16 protein-coding genes are annotated in these 15,429 nt (G+C 47.0%); 12 read left to right on the top strand and 4 right to left on the bottom strand.

Annotation, left to right across the window (positions count from 1 at the left end; genetic code table 11):
* Positions 1-81 precede the first annotated feature (81 nt).
* Complete coding sequence (locus ACDJ58_RS10880) at positions 82-270, bottom strand: hypothetical protein (protein ID WP_413377777.1); 189 nt, start codon at positions 268-270, stop codon at positions 82-84.
* Positions 271-417: 147 nt separating this feature from the next.
* On the opposite strand from ACDJ58_RS10880, the gene ACDJ58_RS10885 reads away from it, so the two are divergent.
* From ACDJ58_RS10885 to ACDJ58_RS10910, 6 genes are all read left to right on the top strand, one after another.
* On the top strand, positions 418-1,845 hold the full coding sequence (locus tag ACDJ58_RS10885; RefSeq protein WP_413377779.1) for an FAD-binding oxidoreductase: 1,428 nt from the start codon (positions 418-420) through the stop codon (positions 1,843-1,845).
* A complete protein-coding gene (locus ACDJ58_RS10890) occupies positions 1,842-2,396 on the top strand; it encodes an MFS transporter (protein ID WP_413377781.1) in 555 nt (184 codons plus the stop codon). Before ACDJ58_RS10885 ends, ACDJ58_RS10890 begins: the two co-directional genes overlap by 4 nt.
* Before the next feature lie 116 nt (positions 2,397-2,512).
* On the top strand, positions 2,513-2,866 hold the full coding sequence (locus ACDJ58_RS10895; RefSeq protein ID WP_413377783.1) for a DUF3243 domain-containing protein: 354 nt from the start codon (positions 2,513-2,515) through the stop codon (positions 2,864-2,866).
* Between the two features lie 234 nt (positions 2,867-3,100).
* The gene (locus ACDJ58_RS10900; RefSeq protein ID WP_063563311.1) at positions 3,101-3,664 is read left to right on the top strand and encodes a hypothetical protein; all 564 of its coding nucleotides are present in this window, start codon (positions 3,101-3,103) and stop codon (positions 3,662-3,664) included.
* 157 nt (positions 3,665-3,821) lie between these two features.
* Entirely contained in the window at positions 3,822-4,679 is an 858-nt protein-coding gene (gene cyoE / locus ACDJ58_RS10905) for a heme o synthase (RefSeq protein WP_413377785.1), read from the top strand.
* Between the two features lie 184 nt (positions 4,680-4,863).
* Positions 4,864-5,346: a tetratricopeptide repeat protein gene (locus tag ACDJ58_RS10910; RefSeq protein WP_413377788.1), complete on the top strand. Its 483-nt coding sequence runs from the start codon at positions 4,864-4,866 to the stop codon at positions 5,344-5,346.
* Between the two features lie 21 nt (positions 5,347-5,367).
* Here the strand turns inward: ACDJ58_RS10910 and ACDJ58_RS10915 are convergent, their stop codons facing one another.
* Both ACDJ58_RS10915 and ACDJ58_RS10920 read right to left on the bottom strand, forming a co-directional pair.
* Positions 5,368-5,754, bottom strand: coding sequence for a LysR family transcriptional regulator substrate-binding protein (locus tag ACDJ58_RS10915; protein WP_413377790.1), 387 nt, complete (start codon positions 5,752-5,754; stop codon positions 5,368-5,370).
* Positions 5,696-6,223: a LysR family transcriptional regulator gene (locus ACDJ58_RS10920; RefSeq protein WP_413377792.1), complete on the bottom strand. Its 528-nt coding sequence runs from the start codon at positions 6,221-6,223 to the stop codon at positions 5,696-5,698. The genes ACDJ58_RS10915 and ACDJ58_RS10920 overlap by 59 nt, the downstream gene beginning before the upstream one ends.
* A gap of 165 nt (positions 6,224-6,388) precedes the next feature.
* Here ACDJ58_RS10920 and ACDJ58_RS10925 point away from each other — a divergent pair, with 165 nt between their 5' ends.
* The 3 genes from ACDJ58_RS10925 (at position 6,389) to ACDJ58_RS10935 (ending at position 11,373) form a co-directional block, all read left to right on the top strand.
* Positions 6,389-7,336, top strand: a complete 948-nt coding sequence (locus tag ACDJ58_RS10925; protein ID WP_413377794.1) for a DMT family transporter — start codon at positions 6,389-6,391, stop codon at positions 7,334-7,336.
* 203 nt (positions 7,337-7,539) lie between these two features.
* Entirely contained in the window at positions 7,540-8,565 is a 1,026-nt protein-coding gene (locus ACDJ58_RS10930) for a LacI family DNA-binding transcriptional regulator (protein ID WP_413377796.1), read from the top strand.
* A gap of 258 nt (positions 8,566-8,823) precedes the next feature.
* Positions 8,824-11,373, top strand: a complete 2,550-nt coding sequence (locus tag ACDJ58_RS10935; RefSeq protein ID WP_413377798.1) for a beta-mannosidase — start codon at positions 8,824-8,826, stop codon at positions 11,371-11,373.
* A gap of 117 nt (positions 11,374-11,490) precedes the next feature.
* On the opposite strand, the gene ACDJ58_RS10940 is transcribed toward ACDJ58_RS10935, so the two are convergent.
* On the bottom strand, positions 11,491-13,485 hold the full coding sequence (locus tag ACDJ58_RS10940) for a beta-galactosidase (RefSeq protein WP_413377800.1): 1,995 nt from the start codon (positions 13,483-13,485) through the stop codon (positions 11,491-11,493).
* A gap of 192 nt (positions 13,486-13,677) precedes the next feature.
* Here ACDJ58_RS10940 and ACDJ58_RS10945 point away from each other — a divergent pair, with 192 nt between their 5' ends.
* From ACDJ58_RS10945 to ACDJ58_RS10955, 3 genes are all read left to right on the top strand, one after another.
* Positions 13,678-14,331 carry an AraC family ligand binding domain-containing protein gene (locus ACDJ58_RS10945; RefSeq protein WP_413377802.1) on the top strand — a complete coding sequence of 218 codons (654 nt, stop codon included), beginning with the start codon at positions 13,678-13,680 and terminating at the stop codon, positions 14,329-14,331.
* Complete coding sequence (locus ACDJ58_RS10950; protein WP_413377805.1) at positions 14,301-14,507, top strand: helix-turn-helix transcriptional regulator; 207 nt, start codon at positions 14,301-14,303, stop codon at positions 14,505-14,507. The genes ACDJ58_RS10945 and ACDJ58_RS10950 overlap by 31 nt, the downstream gene beginning before the upstream one ends.
* 110 nt (positions 14,508-14,617) lie before the next feature.
* Complete coding sequence (locus ACDJ58_RS10955) at positions 14,618-15,295, top strand: SOS response-associated peptidase (protein ID WP_413377807.1); 678 nt, start codon at positions 14,618-14,620, stop codon at positions 15,293-15,295.
* Positions 15,296-15,429: the final 134 nt, after the last annotated feature.

Genomic DNA, 15,429 nt, shown 5'->3' on the forward strand with positions numbered 1-15,429 from the left:
AAAAGTCCCCCGACCGTTATGATTAAGGTTGGAGGACTTTTTGCATTGTACGCAAACTGCTTGCAAAAGGATGGTCAGAATTTATTTGCTGTTTGTATTGCGGATCTCGGTCGTTTTGGCTTTGTGAGGATGAGTGATGTTGTCTACGATTTCTCCTACGGCTTCTTCAATCATGTCGGTTGGGCCGGGATTGTTCGGATCGGGTTCAATAATTGCATTCACACCAGGCTCAAGATCCTTGTTTTTTCGCTCTTTTTTATATTCATTCATGGAAAATCCCTCCTTATTCAGGTATGTTTAAGGTGTTCCTTAACATATCCAATCCTTGTAATCTATATGTAAACGATTAACCAATCAAATCAAATTGAAACGCTATGTGTTAGGGGAGGAGGAGTTCATCTGTTCAAAAAAACGAGCATGCTCCTGTTACTTCTGATTTTATGTGTGTGGACATATTGGAGAACAGATAGCGATGATCAGAATCCATATCTGATTACCGACTACAGCCGCCTTCATCCGGTTAAGGTTGAACGTGTAGTGGAAGGTCATGAAGAGCAGCAGCTCGTTGAACTGCTTCAGGATGCCCGAGAGCGGAACCTGACAATATCCATTGCCGGGCAGCGGCATAGTCAGGGAGGACACACCTATTATAAAGATGGCATTGTCATAGATATGACCTCTTATAACAAAGTGCTGGAAGTCAATACCGATGCCAAAAAGGTGCGTGTACAGGCAGGGGCGACCTGGGCTGACGTACAGCGAGCCATTAACCCATATGGATTGGCGGTCAAAAATATGCAGTCCCAAAATATTTTCACCGTAGGCGGATCTATCAGTGTAAATGCACACGGTCGAGAGCTTCATCAAGGTTCCTTGATTGAAAGTGTCGATTCCTTTCATCTCTTGACGGCAGATGGTCAGATTCGGCAAGTGAGTCGCACCGAGAATGCCGAGCTTTTCCCGCTTGTACTCGGGGGTTACGGACTGTTTGGCGTGATTCTGGACGTTACGTTGACGTTAACGGATGATGAAGTCTATAGTCTCACAACGGAGCAGGTGCAGGTTGGGGACTACCCGTCTTATTTTCAAAAGAATGTCCTGGGAGACCCGATGATGCGTATGCATCTGGCCCGAATTTCAGTTCAGCCCGGTGAAGGCTACTTTCGCGAGATGTACGCATTGAATTATGCCTCTGATCCAACGGCTTCACTGGATGATTATAATCATCTGGATGAACGTGAAAGGGGCGTGCTCACGAGCAAACTACTGTTCAACCTGAACCGTGAATTCGAATGGGGGCGGGCCTGGTTTTGGCCGCTGCAACAGCGGTATTTCGAGTCACAGGATGGCAAGAGGCTCAGCCGCAACAATGCGATGGCTTCTGCGTCTGCCTTCATGGAGTATCATCAGCCGGGTGAAAATGATCTGCTGCAGGAATATTTTATTCCGGTTGATGCCTTCCCCGCATTTGTTCAGGAGATGGGTGAGATTGTATCTCAGGAGCAATTGGATCTGCTTAACATTACAGTCAGGTATGTGAAACATGATGAAGAAGCTGTGCTTTCATATGCGACGCAGGATATGTTCGGACTCGTCTGTTTATTTCACGCTTCGTTGTCCGAGGCAGAGCAAGAAAAGTTTAAGCACAGTATGCAGCAACTGATAGATGCCGTCCTTCGATATAACGGAACATATTATCTTCCCTATGCAGGTTATGCAACTTTAGAGCAATTCGAACAGGCCTATCCACGAAAGAATGAGTTTTTTGCAGACAAAGAAAAGGTTGATCCCAATCATCTTTTTATGAACTATTTTATTGAGCAGTATGGAGGGAATCATCCATGAATATCAAGTGGCTTGTTCGATCTCAAAGTATTGTTACGCTCGCTTCGGGCATGATTTATCCGTATTATCTTTTGTTTCTCAAAAATCTGGGTAACAGCTTCTCCAAATATGGGCTTGCCTTTGCCGTATTTACAATCAGTTCGGCTGCTGCTTCGCAATGGCTCGCTCCCCGGATGGATCGACACGCCAAGCAGTGGCTCATTGTGAGTTCGGTGGGGATGGCCGCAGCCATGATTGCATTTCCTTGGGTCATTTCCTACATTTGGGTGCTGCTGCTGCAAATCATGATGGGGATATGTAATGCGATGCAGCGAATGAGTGAACGGGTGCTACTCGCCAATTATACGGTGGCTGGGCGACGTGGCACGGCTATAGGTAACTATCATTTCTGGACATCCGCCGCGTCTGGATTTGCGGTTATTGTTGGCGGTGTGCTGATTGATTGGCTGACGATCGATGTATTATTTTATCTGAGTGCCATGCTGTATATGTGGGGAGGTCTGGCAGTATGGCGATTAGGAAGCATTTCTGAGGAAGCAGTTGATGGCTAAAGGATAGAAATGGTCTGATTAATCTCCAGCGAGAAGTTTATATTATAGATAACCTGGTATGATTAAGCATTTTGCTTACATTCCACAAAGCGAGTATTCTCAAGGAGGTTTTTCAGATGAATGAACAAAATCATGTTATCCATAAAGATGGCCAAGTTTCAACCGACAAGGTAGACAATGCGATTGATAAGATTGCGCCGGAGGAACGGGAACAGATTTTACAGAACTTTGATGCCTTTAAAGGATATCTGGGCAAACGAATTGCAATGGGAGAATCGATTGGACTGGGTGAGGAACAGATGGCCAAAATCGCCGAGAAAGTAGCCGACTATTTGGCAGCCCGTGAAGAGCCGCTTAACCGTGAAGAGAAGTTGCTCCAAGAACTGTGGAATGTTGGGAAAGAGGAAGAACGCCATATGCTGGCACATATGCTTGTGCGTCTGGCACAAGGTTCAACCCCGAATCATTAAGATCGAGCTGAAACTAAAAGCTAAGCCAATAGTGACTCTGGATGCCATGGCGTTCAGGGTTTCTTTTTTATGACACCTATTGTAACTATTTTTCATCTGGCTGATACTTTTGCAGTGTGTACACCCAGTATGATAGGGAGAGTAAAAGAAAGATTAAATATTCATATGAGCGTTTGAAGAGAAAGCCTTCCGGTTAAGGAATAGTAACGTTCATAATAAGGAGAGATGCTGCCTATGAAGAACGCGGCGAAACAATGGAAATTACGAATGCTGGGTGCGGCTGTTGCATTGCTTGGCATGATTGTGCTTGCTACATATTTGCTTACACCAGCGAACGCTGAGGAGAGCACGGACTCTGTACAGGCTTCTGCCAAAGCGCAAGCTGCAAACTCCGAGATGTTTACAGCGTATGTGGAAGACATACAGCATGAGAATGGTAAATTGTACTTGATTGTAGACAAGATTGGCTGGTACCAAGGTGCAGAGGCTGATAAAGTTTTTGAACAACGTAATCCGGGCTCTGGTATAGATGGTGCTCCTGATGGTTATTATATTGTCAATGACAGCAAAGAGCAGGAAAAGGTAGAAGTAAGTGCTAATGCTGAAGTGTTGATGCAGTTGTATGATCGTGATGGTACAGTGTCGGGCACCACCATTCAATGGAATGAGTCAGTGGCGCTCAGCAAATTCGAATCCTTGTATGACAATACCAATATTCTTGATCTGTCCGTATTCCCGTATCACCTCACTGTGCAGGACGGAAAAGTGATCAAAATTGTACAGCAGTACATTCCTTAAAAGTAAATCAAAATTAAACGGTTAAGCATTCCTCCGGTTCCATTGAACCGTTGGGATGCTTTTTGGTTATGACAAATTCATGAAGGAGATTGTAATTCATGGTATGTACATGTATCATTATAGGAATGGTGTTTTTACATAGTTCAGGAGGCTTCTCATGCTTAAAGACATGATTGCATTAACGAAACCCGGACTTTTGCGGCTAAATGTGTTTGCGGTAGCGGTAGGGTTCTGGGTCGCTTCAAAATGGGATATCTCGTGGATATCTCTGCTCATGGTGTTGATTGGATCAACCTTGGTCATCGCTTCGGCTTGTGTAATTAACAACTACTGGGATCGTGAATTGGATCAGAAGATGGAGCGCACCAAAAAGCGGATTGATTACATCAACCATCTCAGTCCAAAGTTTGTACTCGGGTATGGAATTGTTCTTGGTGTGGTTGGTTTTGCGCTACTGTACTTCCTGGTCAATCCGTTATCCGGTTGGATGGCACTGCTCGGATGGTTTGCTTATATCGTGATCTACACGATGTGGCTCAAACGCAGCTCGACCTGGAGTACGTCATTAGGTGGAATTGCGGGGGCGATGCCGCCTGTAATCGGTTATTGCGCGGTAACCAATCAGATTGATGTAGGTGCCTGGTTGCTGTTTGCGCTGTTATTCCTGTGGCAGCCACCTCACTTCTGGTCACTCGGGATTCGCAGAGTGGAAGAATATCGTGCAGCCGGTTTCCCACTGTTGCCAGTAGTCAAAGGTGTGAAGCGTACAAAGGTGCAGATGATTCCTTATGTGTTTCTGTTGCTTCCTGCTGTATTTCTGTTGTATTACTACAACTATGTTGGGCTTGTGTTTCTGCTTGTATCCGTCATTGGTGGTCTGATCTGGTTTGTCCATACACTAAGCGGATTGAAAACTCAGGATAATGAGAAATGGGCTAAGGTTAACTTTCTGATCTCCGTCAATTATCTCATGGTTGTATTCATTGTAATGGTGGCAAACACAACCTGGTCCTGAGCGATTCATCACTTTTGTGAAATATTCGAATATGAAGATGCCAACATAGCTGGCACCTTACGAAAAAGCACACTGTAGAATAGGCTTGGACAACCTCTGGTTGTTCCGGCCATACTTCTCAGGGTGTTTTTTTGCTATAATTATACTATGGAAAATGATTTTGGAAGAATGGGAAGTGGAGTAGATGAGCGATTTGGAGCAGGCTATCCTCTTGAGGACGGAGGGGAAAATGCAGGAGGCGATAGAGCTGCTGCAGAAACTGGCATTAGAAGAACCGGACAATGCGCAGGTTTGGTACCAGCTCGCTTGGGCTCATGATTCACTTGGACTGGAACGAGAAGCGGTACCGCATTATGAGAAGGCTCTAAGTCTAGGGCTTCCGGTTGAGGACAGGACAGGTGCCATACTTGGACTTGGCAGCACGTATCGGACTCTGGGGCAGTATGAGCAGGCGAAGGCCTGGTTTGAAAAGGGGTTAAGTGAATTCCCGGAGAACCGGGAATTTGAAGTTTTTCTTGCCATGGTGCTCTACAATCTGGGCGAGCATGCGGAGGCAATGAAGCGGCTGCTGGTACAACTGGCCGATACATCAAGGGATAAGGGAATAACCGACTACAGCAGAGCAATCCGTTTCTATGCAGATCAGTTGGATCGGGTATGGGATTAGGTTGAAGCAACTGGGAAGCGATTATAAAGATGGTGTGAGCCATTCCTGTACCGCTTCAATAAAACGACGCGAAGCAGGGGACAGGTTAGTGAGAGACGGGCAAGCGATGCCAATTGTACGATAAGGATCTCCAGTGAGTGGAACGAGAGAGAGCTCGTTCGTATGGTGTTGAAGAACCATTTCAGGCAAAAGACTGATGCCAAGACCGTTTCGAACCATCGCCATGATGGCCTGATCTTCGGCGACCTCATAGACCACATTCAGCTTGGCCGCATGCTGTCGGATCAACCGTTCGATCTCGTTATCACCACCCCATTTAGGTAAAATAAAGGGCTGTTCCAGCAATACATCAAATGAGACAGACTTCTCCGTAGCGAGTGGATGTTCCAGAGGCAGGATGCACATCATCCTGTCTTTTTGTAATGGAATCGCCTAGGGACAGAAAACCGAGATCGATAGCACCTCCTGCCAGCCAGCCTTCAATTTCTGCGTAGTCCCCTTCCCACAGCTTAATTTCGATTCCGGGATGACCGAGGCGAAATTGCTTCAGGATGCCAGGCAGCCACTGTGTGGATACACTGGCGAATGTGCCGATGCGCACGGTTCCAATCTCGGCGCCGCGAATCAACGAAATCTCCTGGTTCATCAGTTCCGTCCAGCGCAGAATTTCACGAGTATAGCCCAGAATCCGTTCCCCTTCGGCAGTTAGTCGTACACCGGAGCGGCCGCGATTCAGCAGTGAAAAACCACACTCGGTCTCCAGACTAGCGATAGCATGACTGACCGCTGATTGGGTAATATTCAATGCTTCTGCTGCTTTGGTGAGGCTGCCGTATTCCACTACGGCATTCAAAATTTCGTATTTGACCAATGACATGAAAAATTTCGTTCCTCTCTTCATTTAATACATGAGTTTATTTCATATTATCTATTATAAATATTCATTTTTATAATGCAAAGAGATCGTTTATACTTGCCAAGGCGAGTTAGTTCGACAGAGCCTTGGTTAGATTATAATACATAGAATGAAGGTAGAAGCAAGATGAACGGAGTACGTGCACCACAAGGTCAGGCATCAAGAAGAGCGGATTTGCAGATGCTGCTCGCAACGGTAATATGGGGATCATCCTATCTGTTTATGAAATCAGGACTGGAGTCCATGCAGGAGCTGAATTTGGTCGCTTTCCGGTTCGGAATTGCCTTTATCGCGGCGGCTGTCCTTTTCCATCGGCGACTGTTCAGAATGGATCGAAGAACGCTTGCAGCAGGGGCTATTATGGGAACAGCGTTATTCGCGGCCTTTGTATTTATCACTTATGGAGTACAGCGCACAACGGCTTCCCAGGCAGGATTTTTGATCAGTTTGGCAGTGATCTTTGTGCCCATCCTGACGACAATTCTGCATCGCAGAATGCCAGACTTGCGGTTAACGATAAGTATTCTCGTGGCGGTAACCGGGCTCGCATTGTTGACACTTCAACATGAGCTTAGCCTGCATATGGGGGATATCCTCTGCATTCTCGCAGCATTAATGTACGCGATCTACATTATGATTGCTGGCAAGTATACGCCGAAGCATGATCCGCTAACCCTGGGTACGGTTCAACTGGGCGTTGCAGCCCTGTGGGGGCTGGCTGCTACATTTATGCTGGAGACACCACGTCTGCCTGACACACCACAATCTTGGGTAGCCATTCTGGGTCTGGGGGTACTATGCAGTGGCATTGGTTACATTTTGCAGATACTCGCGCAGCGGCATGCATCACCAACGAGAACGAGTCTGATCTTTTCGCTCGAACCGTTGTTTGCGGCAGCATTTGCGTTTACCTTTCAAGGGGAGTCCCTTACGCTGCAAGGGTATGCGGGTGCAGTACTGATGCTCATTGGTGTTCTGATTACGGAGATCAGAGTTCCTTATCCGTTATTCTGGCGCAGAAAGCGGACAGCATTACAGACCGAACTGGGAGATCAGGGAGCACCAGGTGTATAATTCTGAAAAAATCAAGAGTTCTTCTATCATCTTCAGGTTGTGAAGGTGGTGGAGGAACTTTTTTTGTTATTTATCCGAGAGAGTTTCAGAATTCCTAGCAAATCATCAACCTAACAAAATGAATTTTTGCATAACTTGTTTTGTTGAATCACTTTTTTTATGCTACACTAAATGAAAAAATAAAGGAAAAACGGGTGAGAAGGATGGCCAAAAGAGTAACCATGCAGCAAATTGCCGATGCTGCGGGGGTATCCAAATTCGCAGTTTCTCGTGCGTTGACCGGCAAACCTGGCGTCAGTGAACATACCCGGGAGATGATTGTTAGGACGGCAGGACAGCTCGGATATTTCAAAGCTGAACCGAAACGTTATCTGGTGGAATCCCCTGCTGAACAGGAGATGAAGATGGATAGACAGGGAACTATTCTGATCTTATTTCCTAACATTCGTTCGCAGAATCGTTCCTCCCTGTACTGGGGACCCATCTTTGACGGAATATCTGCACGCCTGAATGAGAAGGGCATGGATATCCTGACCTTGACGGAACCTTCCTCGGATCGCATGTTTTCGGTCCTTAATCCCGAAGCCATCAGCGGAATTATTACTGTCGGTTCCATTTCCACATCCGTATTGCTCGAGATTTATCGACTGCATATTCCACTTGTGATGGTTGATCATGAAGACCCGGCAATTCATGGAGATACGGTGTTTACAGATAACATGAAATGCATGAAGGAACTGGTGTTGATGCTCGTTGGAAAGGGATACAGACGGCTACAGTTTGCTGGTGAATTGCCTGATGCAGCCAGTTTCAGAGAGCGATGGCTCGGCTATCGTTCGGTACTGGAAGAGATGCAGCTGCAGGTTTCGCAGCAAGCAGATTTGCTGGGACCTGATCTGGATCACATTCGGGAATCCATTGTGGGCATGAAGATGGAGGATATCCCCGAAGTGATGGTCTGTGCCAACGACCACATGGCCGCTGTTGTGATTGGTGCACTCCAAAGCAGGGGCATCGAGGTGCCGGAGCGCTGTGCAGTAACCGGATTCGATAATACCCGTACAGAAGAGCCTATTCTTGCTACGGTGCATATCGATAAGGAGAATCTGGGCAGACGTGCGGTGGACCAGTTATTGTGGCGCATGGAGCATCCGGACGGGCCTTTTGAAAGAAAGCTGATTTATTCGGAATTAATCATTCGTGATGAGTACAATGCTATTTTAACGTGAAGCTAACGAACGTGAATTTAGAAATGTTAAAAATAACACACACCAGTACGCTATAAACTTGGGGTGAAAAGACATGGAGAGATTGAGCTTCATGTCTTTTTTTGTTTGTCGGATAGGTTTTTTAGAAATAATTCACAAAACAGATTGACTGAATTGAGCATATCATGTTAATTTTGTTTTGTGAGTTATTCATTTTTATAATAACAAAACCTAACAAAGTGTTTTCTTTAAACTACTTCAATGATAACGGAGGCTGTCATGAGCAAAATACAATCGCAGACTTTTCAGAATTGGATGTTCAAGGCTTGTGAGGATCAGGAATGGATGCCGGCTCACGTACCCGGCTGTGTGCATACGGATTTGCTGAAACTGGGTAAAATACCGGATCCTTTCTATGGAACTAACGAAAAAGAAATTCAATGGGTCGATAAGAAAGACTGGGAATATCGCACCGAATTTGATGTGAATGATGCACTGCTGTCGTCGCAGCATCTGGAGCTGGTCTTTGATGGTTTGGATACATATGCAGATGTGTATGTGAATGAACAACATCTGTTGTCGGCAGACAATATGTTCCGGGTGTGGACAGTCGACGTGAAATCTGTTGTAAAGACAAGTGGCAACGTTCTCCGAATACGTTTTCGTTCCCCGATTAATGAAGATCTGCCGAAGCTGGAGAAGCTCGGATATGCCCTGCCTGCATCGAATGATCAATCTGACGTGGGGGGATTAGGCGATAAAAGAGTGAGTATTTTTGCACGGAAAGCCCCGTATCACTACGGTTGGGACTGGGGTCCACGTTTTGTAACCAGCGGAATCTGGCGCGAAGCACGCCTTGAAGGCTGGACGGACGTACGAATTAATGATGTATTCATTCAACAAAATGAAGTAACCGCTGCTTCCGCTTCGCTCACTGCGGTCGTGGAAGTGGAGTCTACGCAATCGATAGAAACAGTTATTCGAGTAGGAACGGATGAACAGAGTTGGGAGCAGGCTGTAACCCTGAAACCGGGCGTCCAAACTGTGGAGGTTCCAATCTCTATTGTTGAGCCGAAGTTGTGGTGGAGCCGCGGATTGGGTGACGCGCATATGTATTCTTTCCATACGGAAGTGATTCAGGGCGAACAGGCTGTGGCTGAGTCTACAGTCAAAACGGGTATTCGGTCCATTCGTCTGGTTCGTGACAGTGATAAAGCGGGAGCATCCTTTTATTTTGAGTTAAACGGAGTTGCTGTTTTTGCCAAAGGTGCGAACCACATTCCCAATGACAGCTTCATAACAGAAGTGACACGTGAGCGCTATCTGCATGAGATTGTATCTGCTGCCGAGTCGAACATGAATATGCTCCGTGTATGGGGTGGTGGCTTCTATGAAGAAGACGTATTCTACGAATTGTGTGACGAATATGGTTTGCTCGTATGGCAGGACTTTATGTTTGCATGCAGCATGTATCCTGGAGACGAGGCTTTCCTGAACAGTGTGAAGCATGAGGCGATTGATAATGTGAAACGTCTGCGTAATCATCCAAGCATCGTGCTGTGGTGTGGTAATAACGAGATTGATTCAGCGTGGGCACATTACATTGAGGATGGCGGCTGGGGTTGGAAAAAAGATTACAACGCGGAGCAAAGAGAACGCATTTGGGCGGATTACGAAGCTATTTTCCATGATCTTTTGCCTGAAGTGGTTGAAGCCTATGCTCCTGGTGTGGATTATTGGCCTTCTTCACCACTGGTATCACTGTCGGGAGACGAGAAACAGCATGCTCACCCATCCACATCTGAAGGGGATATCCACTATTGGGGTGTGTGGCATAATGTGGAGCCCTTTGAGAACTACAACGTTCATGTTGGACGCTTCATGAGTGAGTATGGCTTCCAGTCCTTCCCTGAGTATGATTCGGTTCGCAAGTATGCGGAGGAAGAGGATTTGGCATTGGAGTCTGAAGTCATGCTGGCGCATCAGAAGAACGGGGCAGGTAATCGTCTGATTAAACAATACATGGATATGTACATGCATGAGCCGAAGGATTTCCCATCCTTCCTCTATATGAGCCAAGTGCTTCAGGCTGAGGCGATGAAAACAGCCATTGAGGCTCACCGTCGTCGCAAACCGTTTTGTATGGGAACGCTCTACTGGCAGATGAATGATTGCTGGCCGGTGGCTTCCTGGGCGGGTATGGATTACTTCGGACGTTGGAAAGCATTGCAATATTACGCGAAACGCAGCTTCAGTGATATCTTGGTATCGGTAGATGGTACGAAGGAAGATGTGACAGATATTTACCTCATCTCGGATCAGCTTGAACCTGTGAAAGGCAAACTCCAGATACGCCTGATTGGCTTTGATGGCACAGTATATCGTGAGGAAGAGCATGAAGTCGCTCTGGCATCCAACTCTGGTCAACAGGTGCTGTCATTGAGCCAGGCGGAATGGCTGGAAGGTCGCGATGCTGCAACAACATTGCTGCGTATTGATCTGAAGCAGGATGGGGCATCCGACATCACACAGGAACATTATTTTGCACCATCAAAGGATATTGCATTGCAACCAGCGCAAATTAAGGTAACCGAAGTTACCGAGAATGATGGCGTGCATCTGGTCCTGGAAAGTGATGTGCTTGCAAAACAAGTATGGATTTCTACTGAGGCAGAAGGGGTGTTCTCGGACAATTTCTACGACCTCATTCCGGGTATTCCTGTGAAGGTCAAGTTCACCGCCAGAGGGGAATTGCAAGGATCTGATGGTGCTGTCTCCAAGGCGGGGGCCATCCAGGTTCGTTCCATGGCTGACTTTATCAAATTGTAATCAAGTAAGATTGGTTTATGTTGTTAACGCCCAATTCTTTAAGGCCCGGATGCACTTGATGTGCATACCCGGGCCTTTTCATGGTTCATTTTGTTTTAAGCGCAGAGATGTTACATATTATTGAATCTCCAAGATTTCGATATCATACGGCCCCAGTTCCAGTCGAGGTCCTTTCATAGTTCCATCCAATGCACTGGTGTATGATGCTTGCAACGGAATGGAGACAGATTCAGGACTTAAATTCAGGATGAAACGAAACGTTCCATTCGGTCCTGAGCGGGTTGTCACCTGGACACCGTCTGGCAGGGATTGCATCTCGGACAGGCCACATTGTTCAGCGATGGTTCGCAATAACTGGCTCAGATAAGCTTCATCCGGCTGGGTCGCCACATAATAGACAGCACCTTTACCCCAGTTGTTTTGAGTGACAGCTGCACTTTCAGCATAAAATTGATTCGCATAAACCGCAATCGCCTGTGCCGTGTCCAGTTCCAACACATCAGCCCATTGTGAGGCAGCATATGTATTGCCCTTCTCATCCCGAATCTGAATTTGGTCACCACCGATGGGATCATATTCGGTAACACGCACGCCCGAGCAAGCAGATAACATACCTGGAAGTGGCGCCATGACACAGACGTTGTTATCGTTTTTGACACCGGTGCGATGCGTTAAGACCAATATGCCACCATCCGCTGCAAAAGCTTGCAGACGTTCGGCGGTGTTCTCGTCCAGCAAATATAAGTGCGGGGCGATGATGATTTTGTAGCCATCCAGCGCTTCCGAGGAATGGATAACATCTGTACTGATTCCCCCTTTGGTCAAGGCACGATGCCATACTTTAATATTTTCGTAGTACTCCAGTTCTTCCGCCTGTGGCTGAATTCGTAGAGCGTTTAACTGATCATGCGAATGCAGAATGGCGACTTCGTTCTGTAAGGTGGAGCTCTGAAGGCGTTCACCCAGACTGTTCACTTCGGTACATAGTTGCTGAAACTCATTGAACCGTCGCCCTGGAACATTGCTGTGATCAATCAGTCCATGCCAGAACTGTTCTGCTCCTATAGTGGCACTGCGCCAGCGGAAATGCACGACCGCATCCGCTCCTCGGGCAATAGTCTGCCATGAGTAAGCACGCAAGAAGCCGGGCTGGGGTGTGCGCCACATCGGAAACCAGCATCCCGGAGGTCCGCTAAGCTGCTCCATAATCCAGAAATTGCGGCGTTTGATACCACGTGTCAGATCTAGCGACAATGCGCCACTGTAAGGTGCGGTGTCCGTTTTGTTCGGTGAAGGGTTGGGATAGTAATCAAAAGAAGCGAAATCCAGGTCCTGACCGATTTTATATTGATCTGCCTTTTGCGGATAGCTGTGAAAATTATGAGTGACAAAATGATCGGGACAGTTATGCCGAATGATCTCGATTTGGATGCTTTGAAAAGCCACAATGGAATCCGACTGAAAACGGGAGTAGTCCAGCAGGAACGAAGGATTCTGAAACGGAGAGCCGCCATATGGTGGCGTCACCTGTTCCCAATCGCTGTATTCTCCACTCCAGACAACAGTACCCCAAGCCTGGTTGAGCTGCCCTAGTGTAATGTAACGGGCACGAACCCACTCGCGAAAAGCCTCTGAACAAGCAGTACACTGACAATCCGTGAAACTGAACTCATTATCAGTCTGCCAGCCAATCACAGCCGGATGTCCTGCATATCGCTCGCTCAGCTTCTGGACAATTCGTGCACTGTACGTCCGCATGCTCGGACTGTTATAACAGCGGTGGCCGCGGACTCCTTCATGGTACAACTGTCCACTTGCCAACACCGGAAGAATATCAGGACATTTTTCGGTGAGCCAGCGCGGTGGTGTCATCGTTGGTGTACCGATCACCACCTGAAGCCCATTGCGATGAAGGGTATCGAGCGCCTGATCAAGCCATGTCCAATCGAATTGTCCATCGGCAGGCTCCATTCGGCTCCAAGCAAATTCACCCACACGTACAATACGTACACCACTATCGGCCATTAATCGGGCATCCTGCTCCCACAGGTTAGGGTCCCAATGTTCAGGATAATATTCAACGCCCATTTGTATAGGTCGGTTTTGGTTCATGTATGTTACTCTCCTTCGGTGTGGAACATAATGATTTTCATGCACGGTCAAGCCCGTGCTTAATGACTCCACTATCATCATCTTGTGGAAGAGTGTCGAGTCTATTTCATCTTATAATAGATAATGAGAGGGGAATATAATAACATGTTGCGATAGGGTATCATGATCTTGCTATTCTGAAAGGTTGAGCACATGCGAATACATTGGTTTATGCCGGAGCCCGGGCATGCAGGGTATACATGTTATCCGGTAGCCTACGGAAGATATCTCGATCCAGAGCACAGGGAACATCGTCCGGACGGAATACGGGAGTATAATCTGCATCTGGTTTTCAACGGACAGGGTGAAGTGAGAACCGAGCAGGGCAGCGTCCGATTAACGGCTGGACAAGGTTTTCTATATGCGCCTGGACAAGCACAGCAGTATTATGCCAATCCATCTGATCCCTGGGATATCAGATGGATTCATCTGCAAGCCCACGATCTGGAGCGGTTGCTGGGCTTGCGGAATCCGGATAAAGTGTGGCTCTTTTCATTCTCTGGAGAGGACCGTTTCGAGGAGTTGCATGAACAATTATGCCAGCTCGGTGCAGGTTATGAGAGTGTGCATGAACCGAAGTTGTCGGCGGTACTGTATGAGTTGCTAGTTGAACTGGCACGAAATTCGGAATCAATCGAAGGAACGTCTTTACTGAACCATCAGGATACAATCCGCTCAACTGCCGATTATATTCGTCGTCACTGCACACAACCGCTAAGTCTTGCTGAAATGGCGGATACAGCGTGTATTATTTTAATCGCATGTTCAAGAGCATCATGGGGGTTCCGCCCGGCAGGTTTCTGCTGAACTGCCGCATTCTGGTTGCGAAGAGAATGCTCGCAGACTCGGAACTATCCGTGAAACAAATTGCTTCTCAGTGTGGATTTACACACAGCAGTTATTTTATTCGCTTGTTTCGGACCTATAACGGGATGACCCCGCAGCAGTTCAGGCTTCTCTATAGCTCAGGCAGTGAGAAATAGGGAGATTTCACACGGTTACTGATGCTTTCTATGCAAGCATGCATAATTTCCCTGCAATAACAAACAATACAATCAAATTCAATTCAAGCAGGGAAAGGAAGTGCCTAAGCATGTGTAACCGTTTTTCATTGGCAGCCGATTTGGATGAGGTCAGGGATCATTTTAAGATTGAACGGGTGATGTATTATTACAAAAACCGTTACAATATCAGCCCAACCCAGCATACACCGATTATTTTGCATCAGGATGGTGAGCGGGTATTGGACGAGTTCCGATGGGGATTCATTCCGTTCTGGGGACGCGATGCAGTTAACGCCAATCTCATGACGGTGCATGAGAACCCAGCCTACTACAAGCTGGTAGAGACGAAGCGTTGTGTTATCCCATGCAATGGTTTGTATTACTGGCGTCAGGAAGGCAAGAAAAGCTGTGCGGTGCGTGTGGTTATGCCGGATCGCGGATTGTTTGGCATTGCGGGATTATACGAGGTCTGGAAAGATACGCGCAAACAGCCACTGCGTACCTGCACGATGCTGATGGCGGGGGCGAACATGGTTACACGGGAGTTTGGCAGCAAAATGCCGGCGATTCTGTCTGAAGAAGAGATCAATACTTGGCTGGATCCGGCGAACACACGCGTGACACAGCTGCTTCCACTTTTGAAATCGTACAACAGTACAGAAATGAATCTGTATCCGGTTACTCCGATGGTAGCCAATGATGAGCATGACTGCTATGAATGTGTGGAAGAGATGGATCAGAAGCTGGCATACGTACGCAGTTTCTAAGCTGAGCAAGCAGTTTTATGAGGCGGAGAGTCATAGGACACTCCGTCTCTTTGGGTTGAGAAACAAGAAACAAGTGTAATGGACAAAAGGCGGGAAGCGAATGGAGCAGCGAGCTTTAAGCATGGAATGGATAT

Source organism: Paenibacillus taichungensis, assembly GCF_047302525.1.
Taxonomy (GTDB): domain Bacteria; phylum Bacillota; class Bacilli; order Paenibacillales; family Paenibacillaceae; genus Paenibacillus; species Paenibacillus taichungensis_B.